Origin of the sequence: Allorhizobium sp. NPDC080224 (assembly GCF_050281005.1) — a bacterium.
In the GTDB taxonomy this organism is placed as follows: Bacteria; Pseudomonadota; Alphaproteobacteria; order Rhizobiales; family Rhizobiaceae; genus Allorhizobium.
On the sequence record NZ_JBNNWJ010000005.1, the window covers coordinates 1 to 20968 of the forward strand.

Genomic DNA, 20968 nt, shown 5'->3' on the forward strand with positions numbered 1-20968 from the left:
TAAACAGGGTACCGGCAACGCCGGACACCGTCTTGTAGTTCGGGCTTGCATCCGTGCCGTTGAACGGCAGGTTCGAACCGTTGTTGCCCGGGAAGGCGGCCTGTGCTTCGTCGTCCAGAACACGTGCCACAACCACGTCCTTGGCAACAGGAACGTCATCATTGACGAGGACCTTCAGCGATCCGGTCGACTTGTCGCCGTCGCCGTCCGTCACCGTGAAGCCGATCGTGATCGCCTTGTTCTCTTCCGTCGTGCCAGCCGTCTCATGCGCAACAGGCGCCTTCAGCTCGAACGAGTAGGAACCGTCGACATTGATCTTCAAAACAGCGGCAACCTGACCCGACGATGCTCCCGTCGCGGTGAAGGTCGTTGCACCGTCCAGATCCTTGGCGCCAGCACCCCACTGAACGTCTTCAACCTGAGCAAAGCCGCCTTCAGAAAAGATCACCTGGAACGCACCGTCAGAGATCGTCACCTCAGACACACCGTCCGCACCAGGCGTGAACAGCGAGTTGGCAAGGCCAGTCGCGATCTTCGCATTGGCAACATCACCGGCACCATTGGCATTGCCCGGAAACAGCGTCTGTGCCTCGTCGTCGAGCGTCACGGTATTCGTGACAGACTCGGCAACCGGCGCATCGTCTTGAATATCGATATTGAAGACACCCGTTACAAAATCACCGTCGCGGTCGGTCACAGTGTAGGTGAAGCTGAGGCGCAGCAGATCTGCAAGGTCGCTTTGACCGACATCGGGATGATCAAGCTTGCCGACAAGCTCGAAGGTAAAGGCGCCCGAGATGCGATTATCGACCGTGATCGTGAAGATCACATTGCCCTGCGCGTCAACGCCGCGGAGAGCCAGAAAATTCAGAACGGTGCCATCGGTAGGGGCCGGGAAGGTTTCAATCGAGATCGCAGAGCCGCCGGATGTGAAGCCTGCGAGGATCTGAGGGCCCGCGCCTTCTTCATCAACATTGATTGCACCGGCAAAACCGATTGCGGAGATCGTGCCGAAATCAGGGCCGGGCTCGAATGGCAGGAAGCCGCTGAAGCGTTGATTTCCAGCAATGCTGTCTGCGATCGTTGCTTCGTCGAAAAGGAAAGGCGAAGTCAGCGGGGACAAAATCGATGGGCGACCAGCTCCGCCAAAGATGCTGGCCGAATTCACTTCATCGCCAAAGCTTGTGTCGCCGAGCAGGTCTGCCAGCGCAAAGTCTTCGAGGCCCGCATCAATCTCGTTGTCGACGAAGTTGCGGCTCGCGACAGGCGACGACAGAGCCGAGAAGGTGCCATCGGGACCGGCCGCAACGTTGATGTTGCTCTCTTCCAGCGCGGCAAACAGCGCGACCTGCGGCAGCTCGACATCGCCGACCACAAAGGTCGGGATGTTTGCAGCACCACCAATCACCGTGATTTCGGTGCCATCAGCAAGGACGAGAACCAGATTTTCGCCATCGACTTCGAATTCGAGGTTATCGAGTTCGATGCCAGCCGGCAGCGTCACGACATTTTCGACGTCCGGCGTCACTTCGCTCGGGATCACGGCAGCTGCCGTCTGGACCGGTGGCTGGGCCGGCAGGCGGTCGGTGCGACCGGCTTCAGGCGTCTCGGCCTGCGCCACCTCAATGCCGTCAACGGTCTCGCTTGCGAAACCCAGATGCTGCTCGACCGCAGAGTCGAACTCGTCGGCTGCGGAAGTATTGTCGATGCTGGACAGGCGCGGATCTTCGATGGACATGGTAACTTACCCCTTAACAAGTTGATCGCAGTTAAATCGCGATGAAGGGGCAAGCGCAATAGTCTGTTAACCCTAGGCGCATAACCGGTTATGCTGCTACCGACCATTATTGAAAATGGAGTTAATTTCGGAGCCAAAAACCGAGTAATTTCTATAGTTTATTAAAATTCTAATGATTTTCGCCGCGCACATTCGGCTGTCCTGCGCGACCATTCGGCCGGTTGGGCGCGGAACTCCTCTGCAGAAACGTGAGAGCTCATCTGTCTTGGCAACGAAGCGTTCAACATCCAGTGGCCGATGCTACGGGCTTTGGCATTGCCGCGCCAACGTGCTTGGCAGAGCGTAGCGATCTCAGGACGAGCGCGGTTAAGCCAAAGCGCCGTCAGGCAACAACGCACACTAGACCAGGGATTGCGAACATCCTGACAGAGATGCATCATCTGCATCCGTGGGGAGGCCTTGTGATGTGCAATTTGTATAACATCACCACGAACCAGGAAGCGATCCGCGCCATCGCCCGCGCGATGATCGACCACGTCGGCAACCTGCCGCCCTCACTGGATGTCTATCCAGATCGCATGGCACCGATCATCAGAGCAACTGCAGACGGCCGTGAGCTCACCAACCTGACATGGGGCATGCCGTCGCCGCCTTCCGTCACGGATGGCAAGCCAGACAGCGGGGTGACCAATATTCGCAATACCGGCTCGCCGCATTGGCGCCGCTGGCTTGGACCCGAGAACCGATGCCTGGTCCCATGGACGCGATTTTGCGAGTGGGAAGACACCGGCCATAAGAAAACGAAGCGGTGGTTCGCCATCAACGACGAAATGCCCCTCGCTTTCTTTGCAGGAATCTGGACCACCTGGCACGGCGAACGGGGCTCGATGAAAAGGCCAAGGGCCGGCGAGCATCAGCTTTTCGGGTTCCTGACAGCTGAACCCAACGAAGTGGTTAAGCCCATCCATCCAAAGGCGATGCCGGTGATCCTCACAACCGAGGAAGAGTTGGACACCTGGCTTCAGGCCCCCTGGGCCGAGGCCAAGGATCTTCAACGCCCGCTGCCAAACGACAAGCTCGTGCTTCTGCCTGTTGCCTCATGAAGTGGGAATTGATCCTGATTGCAGCGCTGATAGCCATGACCCTGGTTTCGGCAGGCGGGGCGATCTAACGTTTCATCGGACAGTGACACGCAGAACCTGGCGCCTTATGAGACCAAGCAGAACGGCGGCTCGACTGGAGCAGCTCGGCTCGATGACGTTCGATGGCGGACGTGGACGCCCATCTTCGTGCAACTGTCTTCTGACGGCCGACTAGCCGCGGCCATCAGCAGACATGTTGATACAGGAGGGACAGCCCGGCAAAGCTGCTGACCCGAAAACCGTGGACCTTCCTTCCGGCACGTCACGTTGAGCAAGCAGATCCTGACGCCAACTGCATCACCGGTGTATGGGATCCGCTGAAGCGAGACTTGCTTGACAAGATCTCAAGCCTCCTGAACATGAATGATCAGGAAATTTGACCGGACAAGGCATTGCAGTGACGAGTGAATCGGAAGACCTTCAGCTTATCGCCCAGAAACTGAAGGCGACACGCAAGGAGCTCGGCTACTCGCAAAAGCATGTTGCTGAACAAGCTGGCATCTCGCGGCTCCGTTACCACGACATTGAAGCCGGGCGCAGCTCTCCACGGGCTGTCACTCTGGTCAACATTGCGCGCGCATTGGGTCTTGAACTGGTCTTCGTTCCTCAGGCTTGGACACCGGCCGTCAATGCGCTTATCCGGCCAGACGATGCCGTCGATGATAGACCGGGGCTGCTCTTCACCCAGCTTGACGAGCCTGAAGACTAAATCACGCATCGGTGAGAGGCCGGCGCGGCCCGGGATACCGCGCGAGAGACGCCGGCCGTCCATGATGGCGCTGGCGACATCGTCCGGTGGACCGCCCTGACAATCTCTGCGAGCACTGTGAAGTGGGCACTTCACCGCAACTCGTGTCGAGAAGAAAACTCGATTGACGCTCGATGAGCAATCGGCACGCACAAAGGACTGTTTCAGGTCGCGGTCTCGAATGAGCAAGCAGCACGGATCACGCAGCCCGTGACGCTGAAGCCCATACAGGACGGAAGCCCCAGACCACCACGTCGACCGGGGTGGCGGCATCTTCGTTTTACAAGGTACTAGGAGTTCCGCAATCGGAGAGCGTGACGGTCTCATCAAAGACCGCATGCCATCAGGGACAAAGCAGACACGCTCCGGTTTCACTTAGTGTCAAAATTCCTCTGGTTTGAAGAAAGGATTTGCAGGCTCTGGTTGTCATCTGTAAGCACGGTCTTTCAATAAACTCTTTTTTTGCAAGTGCTTATGGATTCGTTCAACATCCTCTCCCGTGCCTTGATCGACACGTGGCTGACTTCCTCCAGTACAACCTCTCCCACAGAGATATATGCCGAGGTGGCCGCCAAGCTAACCGCCAAGATGGCGCTTTTCGTCATGAGGACAGAAGCCAGCGATCCCTATGATTGGCAGTTGCGTCGGATCCGCAATTTCAGCTTCCGCAGTTCCCTTCTTGCACAGCTCGCCCCAGCCTTTGCCGACACTGCACTGCGCAACCTCGACCGGGACTTCGTTGATCGTATGATGATACCTGCCTACTCGCGGGCGGTGATGCTGAGACGGCCTACGAAGGAAATGGTCAGATCGCAGATCGGTCCGATCCAAGTTGGCTATGAACGTCTCATCTTGCCCCAAAAGACCGTGCAACGACCGGACTGGTGCATCAGCCTGGTCGCTGCACGCTATCTGCTTCCAAAAATGCTCGAGGCGAAGACGGATGCCATCGACGAAAATGTGATTCAGCTTCTGATCGAAGGCCACGCGACCAAGGAAATCGCCGACTGGCTTAATCTGTCCCCGCGGACGATCGAGCATCGGCTCAGCCGATTGAAGGACCGCTTCGAGGCTGCGAACCTGGTTCATCTTGTCGCAAAGATCGTCGCCGCACAGGTCAGCGACAACAGCTTTCACGTCAATGGCGAAGGTCAGTGGTCACCTGCCGTCGCCTCAACTGATTGAACTAGCGAAACAGTGACAGAATGATCTCCGGCTGGGCGTTGGCAATCTGCAGGCTCTGTAGCGCAAGCTGCTCTTGCGTCTGAACCGCCTTCAACCTTGTCGACACTTCATTAAGATCGGCGTCGACCAGACGGCCCACGCCCTTGTCGATCGTGGCCATCATGTTTTCGGTGAAGGAGGCTTGCAGATCAATTCTCGACTGCAGAGCACCCAGGATTGAAGCGCCCGAAACCACTGCTTGCGACATGACATCAAGTGCGGAGATGAGGTCGTCAATATCGGCGCTTGGATCGGTGATATCGATGGAGAGGAAATCAAACCCGCTCATGGTCACATAAGTGGAGTCAGTCTCGACAGTGAGTATGTCCGTCGACGTCGCATTGGAGACGTTGAAAACGGCATAACGGCCGACATGCGGACCGGAGGTATCCGGGGTGATGCGAAGATTGCCGCTGAAAGCCGAGAAATTCAGTTCGCTCACCACAGAATTTAGCACGGTCGCGAAATCACCAAGGCTGCTGACAATGCCGTCGCTTGAGCCGAGGGCAGCATCCACATCAGCCTTCGTCACCGTATAGGTCTGGCTCGTGCCGGCTGCGGGAAAGTTCACGTCGAACGAGAACTGGGAAGACGCCGTCAGCTGGAACTGGAAACCTGCCGTGAACGGGACATAGGCGGAGGTGAGAATGTTGACATGCCCCCAGGTCTGCGACAGGCCGAAATTGTAACCACCGGCAAGTGTCGAGCTGACCGAGCCAATTGCGATGCTCGAACCTTGGCCCGGAGCAGTCGTCTCCAGCGAAAAGATATCGATGAGACTGCCGCTGCTGGAGCTCGGCAGGTAATGATAATTATGCGAGACATCAGCGGGAACACCGGCGGCCGTGAAGGCTGCCCTCATCACGGTGACCATTTCAGCGGGACTTGTGATGGAGCCATCCGATTTTCCAAGAGCGGAATTCACCAGCGCCTGATTGATGGTGACCGGATAGGAGCTGCCGGCAGAATAGGGCGCGTTGGCATCGACCATCACATTGAAAGAGATCTGATCTGCTGGCCCAAGACTACGGGCACCGGCAAAGGTGAACCATTGGTGACCATAATGCGGCGTGTCAGAGACGGCCCCATTTTGCAAGCCGCCGATATCGGATGGAAGCCCACCGGGCGTGGTGATCCGCTTGGTGATCTGCGCCGCTTGGAGCAGGCCGCCACCGGTCTTGTTGAAAAGCGAGATTTCGTCGAGCGCGACTTCTGTCGAATCCACCGCCACGCCGCCGCCTGCGGACCGGACGAAGGATGAGACGACAGAGACTTTGTTCAGTGTGGGGTCATCAAGTTCGGCAATATCAGTGTTCAACCAGTTTTGTCCGCTGAAGCTCGACGCCTCCGCGATGCTCACCACCTGTTGTTTGAATTGCTCGAGTTCAGCTTGGATCTTTTGCTTGTCCAGGCCGTCCTCTTTGGACGCGACCAGCTTCGCCTTGAACTGCGCAAGAACGTCAACGACCGCTTCCATTCCGGAGTATGCAGTATCGACCTTCGCGGCACCAAGCCCAAGCGCGTCCGAAATCGCAGAAACAGCTCGCCTGTCGGAATTCATGGTCGTCGAAATTGACCAGTAAGCGGCATTGTCCGATGCGGCCGCGACCCTGAGACCCGATGACGCCTGACTTTGTATCGTCTGAAGCGATGCAGAAAGGCTTCGCAAAGTCTGCAAAGCGGCCATGGAGGCGGTGTTTGAAAGGATGCTTGTCATGAAACGTCGCTAAATATGGATTTCGGTAAGCAGGCGTCATCATGAGCCGAATGGCGGAAACTCCGACCGCCAACATGCTGAACAATGTCTTAACAAAGGCGCCATTACGCAACGGGGATTTCCCCGTCATTTCCGGAGGAGTGAGACAGATTACCGTTTAATGACGGCAGGTTACCAAGGGGTCGGCGCCGTGCCGCAGGATCACAACCCGCCCCGTCCGAACATGACATCCAGGCTCAGTTGATCAAAGGTGCCCGCGGACGCAACCGGGACATCGCACCGAAAGCAATAAGGGTGAGACAGTCGGGCATAGCGACGCCCTGTGGAAGGCGGTGCAGAGGCTGAAGGGTAAGTGCTCCCTCCCACGGTTACGCTCACCCGGATCAAAGCCGCGCTCGCGCAAGATCCGGGTCAGACAGTGAAGAGCATCGGAGCGTTCAGCATAGCGGCGACCGTAGGGCGCGAACGCGGGAATTCTCATCACGTCAGGGGCGGAAACAGGGAAGCCGCAGGAGCCTGAGCGGAGCTGCCCTTCAGGGTCAGGCGGGACCGACTTCACCCGGCCATGGCGTTCCGCTTGAAAGGCAGTGAGCCTCGTCCACGAAGTGACATGCCCCACCGACCTCACCTGCCCGACCGCCCCAATGTCTTTGCGATATCGATGATGTCATCACGTGCGGCAGTCGGATCATCCTTGCTCCAGGCAACACCAAGCCCGATCTTCAGATCGATGCCCGTCACCTTCTTCAGCACCACATCCCTGCCCGGAAGATCGCCTGTCCATTCCGGTGCAAAGCCGACCCCAAGACCTGAAGATACGAGCGAGATCAGCGAGAAGGTGTCGTCACAGGTGTAAGCGACATTGTCATTCAGCCCATGCTCCTCGAAGGTCTCGGCAAAATAGCGCTCGGTGTAGGAGAGGTTCTGCCGCTTGAAGGCGATGATCTTCTCGGCCCTCAGATCCTCGATCGTCACTTCGTGCTTCGACGCAATCGGATTGCCCATCGGCACCGCCAGCAGGTAGCGCTCATGGGCAATCGAGAAGAAGCGCAGCGAGCCGATGTTTTCGACCGGTCGGATGAAACCGAGGTTCAGCTTGCCGCACTCCAGTTGTCGGATGATCTCAGATGTTGAGCCATTCGAGACATGCAGACGGATGTCAGGAAACTTTCTACCAATCCGGGCGAGGAATGCCGGCAGTACGCCGGTCGTTGCCGGATAGATTGTGCCGATCCTGATCTCCCGCATGGTGCCACCTCCTGCCGCACGTGCCATCTCGGCTGAAAGATCCAGTTCCCCCAACATCCTGACACAGCGATCATAGAACACCTCCCCTGCCCGCGTCAGTTCCACCTTGCGCGTCGAGCGCGTCAGAAGCTGCACCCCAAGCCCCTTCTCCAGCGCCTGGACCTGCGTACTCAATGCCGGCTGGGCGATGTTCACCCGCATAGCGGCACGGCCGAAGTGCAGTTCCTCGGCAACGGCCACAAAGTAAGAGAGTTGGCGGAGTTCCATAGACACCACAATTTGTTCTGATGGTTGACGCCTTATTGTACATAGACCCGTGGGCTTTGTCATGAACAAATTGTGGTATGGAGCCATTTGCAACCAATTTGAGACGCCGCGCCGAACTGCTTGGCATTACTAACGCGGAAGTCGCGCGTCGTGCAGGCCTGACCGACCGCAGATATGGCAATTATGTTACTGGACGTAGGGAGCCAGATCTCTCGACGTTGGTCCGCATCGCGACTGTTCTATCGGTCTCTGTTGATGAACTGATCGGCATGACTCCAGAAAAAGACGTCAAAACCACTGAGGAGATTTTTCAGGAGCGCATCAATTCTGCGCTTCGCGCCCTCAAGGCAGAGGATCTCAGTAGGCTGGCAATTATGGTCGAAGCTTTGGCGTCATCCCGCATGGAACGGAAATGAAAGTTGTGACTTCGAAAATTTCAGTCGGTTGATCGATACCCACCTCGCCGCTTGGCTGGCCTAAATAGACTCCTCACAACAAGAAATTGGCATTCTGTACGGCTGACAACGAACCTGCCTTGGCGTTCAGTTGGTAGGTGGCGACCGATTCAACAGTCCGCCTCCCTTCAGCCTGCTCGCAGACGCCCCGCCCAGCGGCACAGGACCTCCAGCCCCGCCTGCACTGGCGATGACCTACCGCCGGCGAGGCAAAGAGCTTCTTTTGAGCATCTTACAAGCCACCGAGCCTTACTCACTTCCGTACACGCCGCTTGAAGAGCTCCATGAACCTGATATGTTCTATCTTTGTTCGGCCCCAACCCAATTTTGGGCCGGCGCCCGGACCCTAACACCGCGAACCCCGAGTAAGTGCAAGAGAACGCATGACCGCCTATCTGGAAAAGTTGAACGAACAACAGCGGGAAGCGGTCACTCACGGCGTCGGACTGCCTGATCAATCCCCAGCAGGTCCGCTCCTCATTATCGCCGGTGCGGGCTCGGGCAAAACCAACACGCTCGCCCATCGTGTCGCCCACCTGATTGTCAACGGCGCCGATCCTCGCCGTATCCTGCTCATGACCTTCTCCCGTCGCGCAGCCTCCGAAATGGCACGTCGCGTCGATCGCATCTGTCGCCAGGTGCTCGGCGACAAGGCACTTGCCGAAGGGCTTGCCTGGTCCGGCACGTTTCATGGGATCGGGGCAAGGCTGCTCCGGCTTTATGCCGAACAGATTGGCCTTCCCGTCGATTTCACCATCCATGACCGGGAAGACAGCGCGGACCTGATGAACCTGGTGCGCCACGAGCTTGGTTTGTCGAAAACCGAGACCCGCTTTCCGACCAAGGGGACCTGCCTTGCAATCTATTCGCGGGTGGTCAACGCCGAAAGCTCAATCGGAGAGGTCCTCAAATCCGCCTATCCCTGGGCGATCAACTGGGAAGAGGAGCTGAAGGCGCTGTTTGCCGCCTATGTTGCGGCCAAACAGGCGCAGGGCGTCCTCGATTACGATGACCTTCTCCTCTACTGGGCGCAGATGGTCTCGCATGCGGAGCTTGCCGACGATATCGGCAATCGCTTCGACCATGTCCTGGTCGACGAATATCAGGACACCAACCGGCTGCAGGCGCAGATCCTGATGTCTCTCAAACCGGGTGGCCGCGGCCTGACCGTCGTTGGCGATGATGCCCAGTCGATCTATTCCTTCCGGGCGGCCACCATCCGGAACATCCTCGATTTCCCGAATGAGTTTTCGCCGAAGCCGGCCGACGTCATCACGCTTGACCGCAATTATCGCTCGACCCAGCCGATCCTGGCGGCTGCCAATGGTGTGATTGGTCTTGCCCGCGAGCGCTATACCAAGAACCTCTGGACCGACAGGTCGTCCGAACAGAAGCCCCGTCTGGTGACCGTCAAGGACGAAAATGACCAGGCAGGCTTCATCGTCGAGGAGGTCCTTGCCAACCGCGAGATTGGCATCCCGCTGAAACAACAGGCGGTGCTCTTCCGGACATCGAGCCATAGCGGGGCGCTCGAGGTCGAGCTGACGAGGCGCAATATCCCCTTCGTCAAATTTGGCGGCCTGAAGTTTCTCGACAGCGCCCATGTCAAGGATCTGCTCGCCATCATCCGCTTTGCCCAGAACCCGCGTGATCGGGTTGCCGGGTTTCGGGTATTGCAGATGCTGCCTGGCATCGGCCCGCAGAGAGCAGCGACAATTCTCGATACGATTGCAGCCGATCCCGAGCCTTTGCTGTCGCTTGCGGAGATCCCACCACCCTCCAAGACCGGTGATGACTGGGCGCCCTTCGTCACTCTCCTGTCCGGTCTTCGTAGACAGGAACATGGCTGGCCTGGTGACATTGAAAAAGCAAGGCTCTGGTACGAGCCGCATCTCGACCGGATCCACGAGGATCCCGAGACCCGCAAGGCAGATCTTCTGCAGCTCGAGCAGATCGCGTCCGGCTATCCAAGCCGCGAACGCTTCCTGACCGAACTGACGCTCGATCCGCCGGACGCAACCAGCGACCAGGCGGGCGTGCCTTTGCTTGACGAAGATTACCTGATCCTCTCGACGATCCATTCGGCCAAGGGTCAGGAATGGCGTGCCGTCTTCATGCTTAATGTAGTTGATGGCTGCATGCCATCCGATCTCGGAGCTGGCACGACTGACGAGCTCGAAGAGGAGCGGCGACTACTCTATGTCGGAATGACCAGAGCCCGCGACAGCCTCAGCCTGATCACGCCGCAGCGCTTCTACACCCATGGGCAGAACAGCCGCGGCGACCGACATGTCTATGCCTCGCGGACGCGTTTCATCCCGGCCATGCTCCTGCAGTTTTTCGAGCAGACGAGCTGGCCGAAGGTGGAAGCGACCATGACCGGACGCAGTGCCAGCCAGATCAGGATCGACGTCGCCGCCAAAATGCGCGGGATGTGGGGCAACTGAGACACCTCCATAACCGGCGAACGGCCCATTCTCTATGTATCGGAGGGTGTAGATCGCGGGTTCGTGCCTGACTGAGAGTCCCCTCACAAGGATGTCATCAGCGGCCTGCGTCCGCCTCAGAGCCGCACGAGCGTCTGAGGCTCTCATTGTGTGCAACGCAAAGACAAGCTTTGGCCGATTCACGCGTTTTCTGTAATGAACCCACAGACCTGATGGCACGTCAGCGCGGCGAGCGGCTCATTGCAAACGTCCAGCGCAGCGTTGTTAAACGATTTCCAGTATACGCTAAGCAGCACTGCCGCGCGAGCGGTTTTGCCTTCGCGGCACTTCCGAAAAGATCTTTTCACCGATTCCCGCCAAGCGAACCGGAGCGCGCCCCTTGAACTTGACCACAAGCTCCAGCTCACCCCCGAGAGCCTCCACGTAATTGCGAAGCGTGGAGAGAAGATAATCAGAGCGCTTTTCGAGCTGCGCAACGGAAACCTGTTTCGTACCCATCTGCTGTCCGATATGCTCCTGCGTGAGGTCGAGCGCCTTGCGCAGCTTTTGAAGCGTGTCATATTCCTCGAGCAATTCTTTGGCCCGCAGATCCGACGCCTCAATCATCGCGGGAGTCATCGCTTCGGCAAACACGTCATTTGCGGATATAGCCATCACTCTGTCTCCTTCTTGCTCAACTCTTTCAAATGCACTTTGAACGCGCATCCGCAGTCTTGATGAGCTTCTTGTAAAACTTCTTTTCGTTCGTACCAGACTTATCTCCGGCGACCAGGATTACGGCTTTTCTCTCCGGATCGAATGCAAACGCCGCTCTCCAAACTCCGCCAGCGGCATCAAACCGTAGCCCTTTCATGTTTGCGTAGGCCGAGCCTTTCAGCGTATCAGCCCTTGGTCTTCCAAGCTCAGGCCCGCGAAGCTCTAGAAGCAGTACCATAGCTCGAAGCTCGACCTTAACCTCCGCATCGAACTGCTTGAACTCACTGGCGAATATTTCGTCAAAGAACACTTTCCACGCCATATATAATAGCTCTCACATTATATAACTTCAACCCTATGGAATAGCTTTTTCACACGCTTTAATCGCACAACCAGAGATCAGGCTGACATCCCGCCTACTCTCGCTTTCCTAGCAGATTCAGTAGAGCGAATCCGCTCAAATTTTTCAGCAGAACAAGCCAGCTATACAAGTTCAAAGATTTTCTTCCGGCGGATGGAAGGGGTGCCATTGAGGTGTGCCGATAAGCGGCACCCTAACCAAAATTGGACGTCACGTTTGGGCCAAATGCCTGAGAACGGCCTCGCAACCGAGGTCCTTTTTCCTCCCCCCGCCCGAAACCTCAAATCGATCAGAGCGATCGGAGTCTTGAGGGAAGATCCAGTCAGTAGTTGCCTTGCCGTTTTGGACCTCAACCGCTATGCCATAGCTGCACAACGCATTGAGGATTGCATCTTGGCCACTGGTACCGTCAAATTCTTCGCCCAGGACAAGGGCTTCGGCTTCATCACCCCCGACAATGGTGGACCGGACGTATTCGTTCACATCTCGGCTGTGGGTGGCGGCTCTCTTTCTGATGGCCAGAAGGTCAGCTACGATGTCGGCCAGGATCGCAAGACCGGCAAGTCCAAGGCGGAAAACGTAACCGTCGTCCGCTAAGTCAATACGTCGCGAAAATGGCGATGCGCGGTTGGATCCGAAACCACAAACGGCGCATCGCATTCGCATAAACCGAACCAGTTCATCTCGTGCGATCTCGCTCGAGATCTTGTGCCGTTCCGGGCATCAGGACGCCGTTCTCATCTGCAGCGTCGCCGCTTTCCAGATTGATGCCATTGGCATGCCCCTTCCAGCTATGATCGTCGGAACGGGATGACATTGTTGCCGCGCATGAACGCAATCGCACCCTCAGCTTCAATGGTCTTGACCGCGACATCCCGCGCCTCAGCGTCGGATTGAAACTGCTCGTCCCAGACGTGGCTGGTGTTCTTGTGATCAACCACTTCCAGCGTCCAGGTCTTGTCGGCTTCCAATCGGAAGATGTCGATGAAGAAGTGATAGCCGTCGATAACGACCCTCGTGCTTTTGCCAGAGGTCACCAGATTTGGTTCTTCATCCATCATGACGTTCTAAGTCCGCTTTCGTATCGCGACAACGAGTATGCCCGTGGCGCTGAACCCGTCAAGCAACAGGCTGATGAGATTCCCAAGCCTACTTAGACATGGGTCTCTTGGATTCTGAGATACCGACATACCGGAGCCTCATTCTATGACATGTCGACACTATCGACATATCCTCAGGACATGTCGTCGAATCGAGGATTGAGCGACATGAGATTTCGGAGGGCCAGATAAGCGCCTCCAGTCAGCGCCCAATCCTGGTTGTGTCACCATGACCATGGCCCCGCCTCGCCACTGCCTCCATACACATCAGTCACCTCCTCAGCTCTGGTCACTTTCCGACAGGGATTTGAGCATTACCGGCTACCCTGTGCCGTCCCCCTCGCATTTTCATCAAGCCCCGCGTCACCCACAGCCCTCCGCTCAGCTCAGCTCAGCTCAGCTCAGCTCGGAAGATGAGCGGCCGATCGACAATTGACATCTCAAACTCAAGCTGATTGATATGATGTCAGACCAATTTTGAGGCTGACAGTGAAATCCACGCTCACCCCTCTTCCACCTGCAGACCGTGGCCGCCAGGTGTCAGAGTCACTGGCTGCCTATATCCAGCAGGCTGAACTTGCAGCAGGCGACCGCTTGCCGGCAGAGCGTGAACTGATGGCAGCACTCGGTGTCGGTCGCTCGACGATCCGCGAGGTCATACGGCAGTTTCAGGCGCTGGGCGTGATGGAAACCCGCAAAGGCAGTGGTACCTATCTCGTAAAGCCGATCACCTCGGCCACGATCCATATGCCGCTCTCGGTCAACATGGGCAGTCTGCGAGATGTACTCTTGCAGACACTCGAGGTGCGCCGTGGCATCGAGTGCGAAGCCTGCATGGCAGCGGCCCGCCGGCGCACCCAGGACGATATTTTGCATATAAGTGCAGCGCTCGAGGAGATGGAGCGTGTGCATCTTCAAAAAGGCACTGCCGGCAAGGAAGATCTGGCCTTTCACCTCGCCATTTATGATGCGACCCACAATCCGCTCTTCAGGCAGTTGCTCGAACAGATGCGCGAAGCCTTCGAGAGCTTCTGGGACACGCCGTTTGACCGCCCGGACTTTGCGCGCCGCTCTTTTCCCTATCACCGCACCCTGTTCAACGCGATCCTCGCCCAGGACACCGAGGCTGCACGGCGCGAGACCATCAAGATCCTCGACATCGTCGAGGAAGACATCAAGGAAATGTCCAAATGACCATCGGCTCCGATTGGTTTGAACATGCATCTCTGTCCGTCGCCCATGACGAGACCAATGCCTTCGAGGCCGTGGTTCCGCCAATCGTGCAGACGTCTCTCTTTACCTTCGAGACCTATGACGAGATGGTTGCCACCTATCGCGGCGAACGCAACCGGCCGGTCTATTCCCGCGGTCTCAACCCGACGGTGCGGCATTTCGAGGAGATGCTGGCAAAGCTCGAAGGCGGTGAAGACGCGCTTGGCTTCGGCAGCGGCATGGCGGCGATCTCGACGACCGTGCTGACCTTCGTCGAACCGGGCGACCGGATCGTGGCCGTGCGCAACCTCTACCCCGATGCCTATCGGCTGTTCGGAACGCTGATGAAGCGGATGAAGGTGGAGGTCGCCTATGTCGATGGCAAGGATCTCGAGGCCGTCGAGGCGGCCATCAGCGGTGCCCGACTGCTTTATCTCGAAAGCCCGACCAGCTGGATCATGGAAACCCATGACGTGGCGGCACTCGCAGCCATTGCGAGAAAGCACGGCGCACTAAGCGTCATCGACAACAGCTGGGCAAGCCCCGTCTTCCAGCGCCCGCTCGAGCTTGGTGTCGACATCGTCCTGCATTCCGCCTCAAAATATCTGGGCGGCCATAGCGACGTGGTGGCAGGCGTCGTCACCGGGTCAAAGACACTGATCGACCGGATCCGCAATGAGACCCTGCCCTATCTTGGCGGCAAGATGTCGCCCTTTGATGCCTGGCTCCTGATCCGGGGATTGCGAACGCTGCCAATCCGGATGAAGGCCCATGAAGCATCGGCCCTTGAGATCGCGCGGCGGCTCAAATCCCTCGAGATCGTCGAAGAGGTCAATCATCCCGGCCTTGCCAATCAACTGCCGCCTGGCCTCACCGGCACGTCTGGTCTCTTCTCCTTCGTGCTGCGCCAAGGCGTCGACATCAGGCGGTTCTGCGATCACCTGCAGCTTTTCAAGCTCGGCGTGAGCTGGGGCGGTCACGAAAGCCTGGTCGTGCCCGGCGAGGTCGTGTTGCAGCAAAAGGCCCAACCGAATTCCGCGCATGCCTTTGGCATGAACCCGCGGTCCGTGCGCCTTCATGTCGGCCTCGAGGGAACCGAGGCCTTGTGGAGGGACCTGGAGGGGGCATTTTCTGCCGCCCGGGAAGCATAAGCCCTGCCCAAACCCAACCAAGAAACAGAGGAGGAACTTCAACATGAAAGCACTTTTGACAGCAGCCCTGATCAGCAGCTTGATGGCGGGCACGGCCCTTGCCGATACCACCTTGAAGCTGGTCGAAGTGATCACCAGCCCTGAGCGCACCGAAACATTGAAATCGATCGTCTCGACATTCGAGGCGGAAAACCCCGGCACCAAGGTCGAGATCATCTCGTTGCCCTGGGGCGAGGCCTTCCAGAAATTCGCGACCATGGTCTCGGCCGGCGAGATCCCTGACGTCATGGAAATGCCCGACACCTGGCTGTCGCTTTATGCCAATAACGGCATTGTCGAGAGCCTCGAGCCCTATCTGAAGGATTGGGATCAGACGGCAGACCTCTCCGATCGGGCGCTTGAGCTTGGCCGCGACGTCAAGGACACCGCCTATATGCTGCCTTATGGCTTTTATCTGAGAGCCATGTTCTACAACAAGAAGCTTCTCGAAGAGGCCGGCGTCACAGAACTGCCAAAGACGATGGACGAATTTGCCGAAGCCTCCAAGAAGGTATCGGCTCTTCCCGGCAAGTATGGCTACTGCCTGCGTGGTGGACCCGGTGGCCTGAATGGCTGGGTGATGTTCGGCGCGTCGATGGCCGGCTCGAACGAATTCTTCACCGAAGACGGCACCTCCACCTTCAATTCCGAAGGCTGGGTCAAGGGCCTCACCTGGCTGATCGACCTCTACAAAGAAGGCTACGCACCGAAGGACTCGGTCAACTGGGGCTTCAACGAGATCGTCGCCGGCTTTTATAGCGGCACCTGCGCCTTCCTCGATCAGGATCCGGATGCACTCATCGCAATCGCCGAACACATGGGCGAGGACGATTACGGCGTCATGACCATGCCGAAAGGCCCTGATGGCAAGACCTTCCCGACCATTGGTTACGCCGGCTGGTCGATGATGTCGGCAAGCGAGAACAAGGATCTGTCCTGGAAGCTGATCGCGACCCTTCAGGGCAAACAAGGCAATATCGAGTGGAACAAGCGGACCGGCGCCCTGCCGGCACTGAAATCGGCCGAAAGCGATCCCTTCTATGCAAGCCCGCAGTTCAAGGGCTGGTTCGAGGAACTGTCCGACAAGGATGCCGTGCCGACGGTGATGCCGACGCATCTGGAAGAATTTGCCTTCTTCAAGGATTCGCTCGTCATCAAGACCTCGCAGCAGGCGCTGCTCGGCGACATCACACCTCAGGAGCTCGCCGACCAGTGGGCCGATTACCTGACCAAGGCACAGCAGAAGCACCTGGCGAAACAGTAAGGCGTCAAAGACCGGGCAGAGCGAGACCTGCTTTGCCCGGTTCCTGAAACAGTCACTGAGACAGATCCAGACACGGACACTTGCACTGACACTTGCCCTGTTATCGACACGTCCAAGCAGATGAAGGCCTGAACAATGACAGCGACCCTTGAGCGGGGCGATCGGCGCACGCTACTCAAGCGCATGGCCGATGCGTCTGAACCCTATCTCTACAGCGCGCCGGCATTGATCCTGATCGTTGCGGTGATGCTCGTGCCGCTGACGCTCGGCATTTCCTATGCGTTTCGCGATATCCAGCTTCTCAATCCGTTTTCCGGCGGCTTCATCGGTCTTGACCATTTTCAGACGCTCGGCCAGGACGCCGACTTCTACCGGGCACTCAAGAACACGCTCTGGTGGACGGGTGCCTCTGTCGTCCTGCAGTTTACCTTCGGGCTGATCCTCGCACTCTTGCTCGACAAGCCCTTCTATGGTCGCGGCCTTGCCCAGGCGCTGGTCTTCCTGCCATGGGCGGTGCCAAGCTTCCTTGCCGGCCTCAACTGGGCCTGGCTCTTCAACCCGGTCATCGGCCCGCTTCCCCACTGGCTCTTTTCCATGGGCATCTTGAGCGCGCCCAACAACATCCTGTCGGATCCGTCGCTTGCCATGTGGGGGCCGATCATCGCCAATGTCTGGTGGGGCATTCCCTTCTTTGCCATCACACTGCTTGCAGCCCTTCAGGCTATTCCGCGCGATCTCTACGAGGCAGCCGCGATCGATGGCGCCGGGCCGTTCCAGCGCTTCTGGTCGATTACCCTGCCCTTTCTCGCTCCGACCATGGCCATCACGATCCTGCTGCGCACCGTCTGGGTCTCGAACTTTGCCGATCTGATCATCGTCATGACCAATGGGGGGCCTGCCGACCGGACGCAGATCGTTGCCTCCTACATCTTCACCCAGGCCTTCAGGCGTCTCGACTTCGGCTATGCATCGGCAATCGCTCTCGTGCTCCTGGTGCTGCTGATGGCCTATTCCATGCTGATCGTGCTGCTCCGGCAGACGCTTTTGAACAAGGACTGAGCCCATGAGGTCGTCCCGCATCGCTCTGACTGTCGCCCATCGGCTTGCCATCCTCGCCTATATCGTCGTTGCCCTCTTCCCGCTCTACTGGCTCTTGAAGGTGGCGGTCACGCCGAACAACCTTCTCTATAGCGAGGGTGTGAGGATGTGGCCTTCAGCCACGACGTTTGAGCATTTCCGCTTCGTGATTGCCCACAGTGCCTTTCCGACCTTTTTCAAGAACAGCCTGATCGTTGCGGGCTCGACCGCCCTCGTCGTCACGATCATTGCCTCATTGTCGGGTTACGCACTGTCACGCTTCAGTTTCCGCGCGAAATACTGGATCGTCGGCCTGATGCTTCTGACCCAGATGTTCCCGCTGGTCATGCTGGTCGCCCCGATCTTCAAGATGCTGTCTCCGCTTGGACTGACCAACAGCCTGACCGGCCTTGTCATTGTCTATTCGGCCTTCAACGTGCCCTTTGCCACCTTCCTGATGCAGTCCTTCTTCGACGGCATTCCAAAGGATCTGGAAGAGGCGGCGATGATCGATGGTGCAACCCAGTTTGTCGCCTTTCGCCAGATCATACTGCCGCTGACGCTTCCAGGGATCGCGGCCACACTCGGCTTCGTCTTTACCGCTGCCTGGTCGGAGCTTCTGTTTGCGCTGATGCTGATCTCGGGCAATGACGCGGCGACCTTCCCCGTCGGGCTCTTGTCCTTCGTGTCGAAGTTCTCGGTCAATTTCGGGCAGATGATGGCAGCCGGCGTGCTTGCCCTCATCCCCGCCTGCCTCTTCTTCCTCCTCATCCAGCGCTATCTCGTGCAAGGCCTGACGGCCGGCGCGGTCAAAGGCTGAAAGGACAAAAAACCATGGCTTCCATCGATGTCCGCGCAGTGACCAAGAGCTACGGCCATTTCCCTGTCTTGCACGGGGTTGATCTCACCATTCAAGACGGCGAATTCATCGTGCTTGTCGGCCCCTCGGGCTGCGGCAAGTCCACGCTTTTGCGGATGATTGCAGGCTTGGAGCAGATCACCTCCGGCGAGGTCGCGATCGAGGGCCGCCGGGTCAATGATCTGCCACCCAAGGATCGTGACATTGCCATGGTCTTTCAGTCTTATGCGCTTTACCCGCACATGTCGGTCGCCGACAATATGAGCTACAGCCTGCGGCTGCGAAAGACAGCCAGGGAGCGGATCACCGAGATCGTTGGCAATGCGGCTTCCAAGCTTGGCCTCAACACCTTGCTTGAACGACGACCAAAGGCCCTGTCCGGCGGTCAGCGTCAGCGTGTAGCTATGGGTCGCGCGATCGTTCGCCAGCCGAAGGCATTTCTCTTCGATGAGCCGCTTTCAAACCTCGATGCGCGGCTGCGCGAACAGATGCGAGCTGAAATCAAGAAACTGCACAAGGAGCTTGGAGCCACATCGATCTATGTCACCCATGACCAGATCGAAGCCATGACCCTTGCCGATCGTATCGTTGCCATGCATGGCGGCGTGGTGCAGCAGGTGGGTGCTCCGCTCGACCTCTATGATCGCCCGGCCAATCTCTTCGTTGCCGGCTTCATCGGATCACCCGGCATGAACTTTCTCGAAGGCCACTATGTCACCAAGGACGGCCATGCCGCGATCCGTTTTGCGGACGGAACGGAGGTCAGCGTCGAGCAACGGTCGTCCTTCGCGGGAGATCAAAAGGTCACACTCGGGATACGACCAGAACATGTGGTCATTGCGCCTGATGGCGCCATTGAAGCGACTGTGGAGCTGATCGAGCCGACCGGCTTTGGCATCATCATGCATCTGTCGGTGCACGGGCTGCCATTCAAGGTCTTCACGCTCGACCGCAGCGTCTTGGGCGCAACAGACAGTGTGAGGGTCGATTTCCCAATCGAACAACTGCATCTCTTCGACCAGGAAGGCAAACGTATCTCCGAGCGTTCTTCCGGTCATTGATCGAGCAACGTACTGCCGTCGTCCGACCGCGATTCAAACAAGGAAAGAGGCGGCAGGCAGCAAGGGTCAGACTTGGCCCCTGGCATGCCCGCTCCACCAGAACGGGATTGCGGCTGATGCGTACCAGTTGGCAGGATCTTGGACGGCTTGTTCGCGGCAGAAACCTTGGATGGCTGAGCGAAGCGTTGATCAAGCGCAATCCATGACGGGCCAGCTATCAGGTTCACTGACTCAGGCCAGCGGCTCTGATTTTGTCAGAAAAGCTTCAACCATCTCCGCTGACGCGGCCATATGCATGGTTTTGTCACAAGCCATCAGTGTTTACCCGCTTGCGGAAAGCGGTGCCGGGCAACCCTGTTCGACCGATCCAGCGCATCAGCAGCGTCGACATCGATCCATAGGTCAAGTCTTCTCAGGTGAAGGGCAATTGTGGGGCGCAGATGGTCCCTGGGGCCATACCGCTCACAGATGCTGTTGACACGCGCGTTGATCTCTTTGGCTCGGTCATCCGGGACATCCAGATCACCGAAGAAATAGTTGTCATTTCCCACAGCATAGAGCGTAGCGCCCGTCTGCAGGATCTCATCAATGAATGAAGCAATCTGGTCTTTGCGCATCGCATTCTCCATGCGACGTCAATATGGGCAGCTTCCGCAACTTTTTCACCCTGTGAGATTTGGGGGGTGGTTTGTCAACGCTGACATCGGTGAAGCAGCTGCAGACGCCACACGCTTAACCCTGTTGAATGACGACAATTTAGACGCTATATTACGTCATAATTACCGGCACACAGAAAGTGGACGTGTCATGAGTCTTGCCCGATATGCCGACCAGGGACTGTTTTCCCCACGCAAGATCGCCGAGATCTTGCTGACGACCAGTGAGGACATCGCTCGAACCGCAGGGCTTGGCAAGGATGCGGTCCAGCGCAAGGACCGGATCCGTTCAGACAAGACCCAGCGCCGTTTGCGCGAAGTGACGGAAATCATCAACAAGGTTGAGCCCCGTTTCGGTTCCGCATTGATAGCTTATGCTTGGTACCGGTCAGAGCCTTTGCCGGGGTTTTCAGGCCTGACAGCGATGCAGCTTGTCCGAGATGGACGCGCAAACGAGGTGCTCGATTACATCGACGCAGTCGACGCCGGCATTCACGCCTGATCGG

At 57.6% G+C, this 20968-nt stretch carries 20 protein-coding genes; 13 read left to right on the forward strand and 7 right to left on the reverse strand.

The window, feature by feature from the left end:
• Window positions 1-1738 (reverse strand): DUF5801 repeats-in-toxin domain-containing protein (locus ACQKP1_RS22170; RefSeq protein ID WP_427277056.1); only part of this gene is annotated, 1738 nt, incomplete at its 3' end.
• Between the two features lie 464 nt (window positions 1739-2202).
• On the opposite strand from ACQKP1_RS22170, the gene ACQKP1_RS22175 reads away from it, so the two are divergent.
• The 3 genes from ACQKP1_RS22175 (at window position 2203) to ACQKP1_RS22185 (ending at window position 4813) form a co-directional block, all read left to right on the forward strand.
• Window positions 2203-2841 carry an SOS response-associated peptidase gene (locus tag ACQKP1_RS22175; protein WP_427277143.1) on the forward strand — a complete coding sequence of 213 codons (639 nt, stop codon included), beginning with the start codon at window positions 2203-2205 and terminating at the stop codon, window positions 2839-2841.
• Between the two features lie 436 nt (window positions 2842-3277).
• Window positions 3278-3589 carry a helix-turn-helix domain-containing protein gene (locus ACQKP1_RS22180; protein WP_427277057.1) on the forward strand — a complete coding sequence of 104 codons (312 nt, stop codon included), beginning with the start codon at window positions 3278-3280 and terminating at the stop codon, window positions 3587-3589.
• 513 nt (window positions 3590-4102) lie between these two features.
• Window positions 4103-4813 (forward strand): LuxR C-terminal-related transcriptional regulator, encoded by a 711-nt coding sequence (locus ACQKP1_RS22185; protein WP_427277058.1) that lies wholly within the window; start codon window positions 4103-4105, stop codon window positions 4811-4813.
• A gap of 1 nt (window position 4814) precedes the next feature.
• Here ACQKP1_RS22185 and ACQKP1_RS22190 read toward each other — a convergent pair whose 3' ends face one another.
• Window positions 4815-6569 (reverse strand): flagellin, encoded by a 1755-nt coding sequence (locus tag ACQKP1_RS22190; RefSeq protein ID WP_427277059.1) that lies wholly within the window; start codon window positions 6567-6569, stop codon window positions 4815-4817.
• Between the two features lie 624 nt (window positions 6570-7193).
• Window positions 7194-8084 carry a LysR family transcriptional regulator gene (locus ACQKP1_RS22195; protein ID WP_427277144.1) on the reverse strand — a complete coding sequence of 297 codons (891 nt, stop codon included), beginning with the start codon at window positions 8082-8084 and terminating at the stop codon, window positions 7194-7196.
• Between the two features lie 77 nt (window positions 8085-8161).
• Here ACQKP1_RS22195 and ACQKP1_RS22200 point away from each other — a divergent pair, with 77 nt between their 5' ends.
• Complete coding sequence (locus tag ACQKP1_RS22200) at window positions 8162-8500, forward strand: helix-turn-helix domain-containing protein (RefSeq protein ID WP_427277060.1); 339 nt, start codon at window positions 8162-8164, stop codon at window positions 8498-8500.
• 422 nt (window positions 8501-8922) lie between these two features.
• Window positions 8923-10986: an ATP-dependent helicase gene (locus tag ACQKP1_RS22205; protein ID WP_427277061.1), complete on the forward strand. Its 2064-nt coding sequence runs from the start codon at window positions 8923-8925 to the stop codon at window positions 10984-10986.
• A gap of 285 nt (window positions 10987-11271) precedes the next feature.
• Here ACQKP1_RS22205 and ACQKP1_RS22210 read toward each other — a convergent pair whose 3' ends face one another.
• Together ACQKP1_RS22210 and ACQKP1_RS22215 are read right to left on the reverse strand one after the other, a co-directional pair.
• On the reverse strand, window positions 11272-11691 hold the full coding sequence (locus ACQKP1_RS22210) for an XRE family transcriptional regulator (RefSeq protein ID WP_427277062.1): 420 nt from the start codon (window positions 11689-11691) through the stop codon (window positions 11272-11274).
• Window positions 11669-12004, reverse strand: a complete 336-nt coding sequence (locus tag ACQKP1_RS22215; RefSeq protein ID WP_427277063.1) for a type II toxin-antitoxin system RelE/ParE family toxin — start codon at window positions 12002-12004, stop codon at window positions 11669-11671. The genes ACQKP1_RS22210 and ACQKP1_RS22215 overlap by 23 nt, the downstream gene beginning before the upstream one ends.
• 432 nt (window positions 12005-12436) lie before the next feature.
• On the opposite strand from ACQKP1_RS22215, the gene ACQKP1_RS22220 reads away from it, so the two are divergent.
• Complete coding sequence (locus tag ACQKP1_RS22220) at window positions 12437-12640, forward strand: cold-shock protein (RefSeq protein ID WP_377278818.1); 204 nt, start codon at window positions 12437-12439, stop codon at window positions 12638-12640.
• 194 nt (window positions 12641-12834) lie between these two features.
• On the opposite strand, the gene ACQKP1_RS22225 is transcribed toward ACQKP1_RS22220, so the two are convergent.
• A complete protein-coding gene (locus ACQKP1_RS22225) occupies window positions 12835-13104 on the reverse strand; it encodes a hypothetical protein (RefSeq protein WP_427277064.1) in 270 nt (89 codons plus the stop codon).
• A 528-nt stretch (window positions 13105-13632) separates the two neighbouring features.
• Here ACQKP1_RS22225 and ACQKP1_RS22230 point away from each other — a divergent pair.
• From ACQKP1_RS22230 to ACQKP1_RS22255, 6 genes are all read left to right on the forward strand, one after another.
• On the forward strand, window positions 13633-14337 hold the full coding sequence (locus ACQKP1_RS22230) for a FadR/GntR family transcriptional regulator (RefSeq protein WP_427277065.1): 705 nt from the start codon (window positions 13633-13635) through the stop codon (window positions 14335-14337).
• The gene (locus tag ACQKP1_RS22235; RefSeq protein WP_427277066.1) at window positions 14334-15506 is read left to right on the forward strand and encodes a PLP-dependent transferase; all 1173 of its coding nucleotides are present in this window, start codon (window positions 14334-14336) and stop codon (window positions 15504-15506) included. Before ACQKP1_RS22230 ends, ACQKP1_RS22235 begins: the two co-directional genes overlap by 4 nt.
• Window positions 15507-15549: 43 nt before the next feature.
• Window positions 15550-16809 carry an ABC transporter substrate-binding protein gene (locus tag ACQKP1_RS22240; RefSeq protein ID WP_427277067.1) on the forward strand — a complete coding sequence of 420 codons (1260 nt, stop codon included), beginning with the start codon at window positions 15550-15552 and terminating at the stop codon, window positions 16807-16809.
• A 135-nt stretch (window positions 16810-16944) separates the two neighbouring features.
• Window positions 16945-17868, forward strand: a complete 924-nt coding sequence (locus ACQKP1_RS22245; protein ID WP_427277068.1) for a carbohydrate ABC transporter permease — start codon at window positions 16945-16947, stop codon at window positions 17866-17868.
• 4 nt (window positions 17869-17872) lie between these two features.
• On the forward strand, window positions 17873-18706 hold the full coding sequence (locus ACQKP1_RS22250) for a carbohydrate ABC transporter permease (RefSeq protein WP_147885219.1): 834 nt from the start codon (window positions 17873-17875) through the stop codon (window positions 18704-18706).
• Window positions 18707-18720: 14 nt separating this feature from the next.
• Window positions 18721-19806, forward strand: a complete 1086-nt coding sequence (locus ACQKP1_RS22255; RefSeq protein WP_427277069.1) for an ABC transporter ATP-binding protein — start codon at window positions 18721-18723, stop codon at window positions 19804-19806.
• Between the two features lie 314 nt (window positions 19807-20120).
• Here the strand turns inward: ACQKP1_RS22255 and ACQKP1_RS22260 are convergent, their stop codons facing one another.
• On the reverse strand, window positions 20121-20423 hold the full coding sequence (locus tag ACQKP1_RS22260; protein ID WP_427277070.1) for a hypothetical protein: 303 nt from the start codon (window positions 20421-20423) through the stop codon (window positions 20121-20123).
• A 190-nt stretch (window positions 20424-20613) separates the two neighbouring features.
• Between ACQKP1_RS22260 and ACQKP1_RS22265 the strand changes: the two genes are divergently transcribed.
• On the forward strand, window positions 20614-20964 hold the full coding sequence (locus ACQKP1_RS22265) for an antitoxin Xre/MbcA/ParS toxin-binding domain-containing protein (protein ID WP_427277145.1): 351 nt from the start codon (window positions 20614-20616) through the stop codon (window positions 20962-20964).
• Window positions 20965-20968 lie beyond the last annotated feature (4 nt).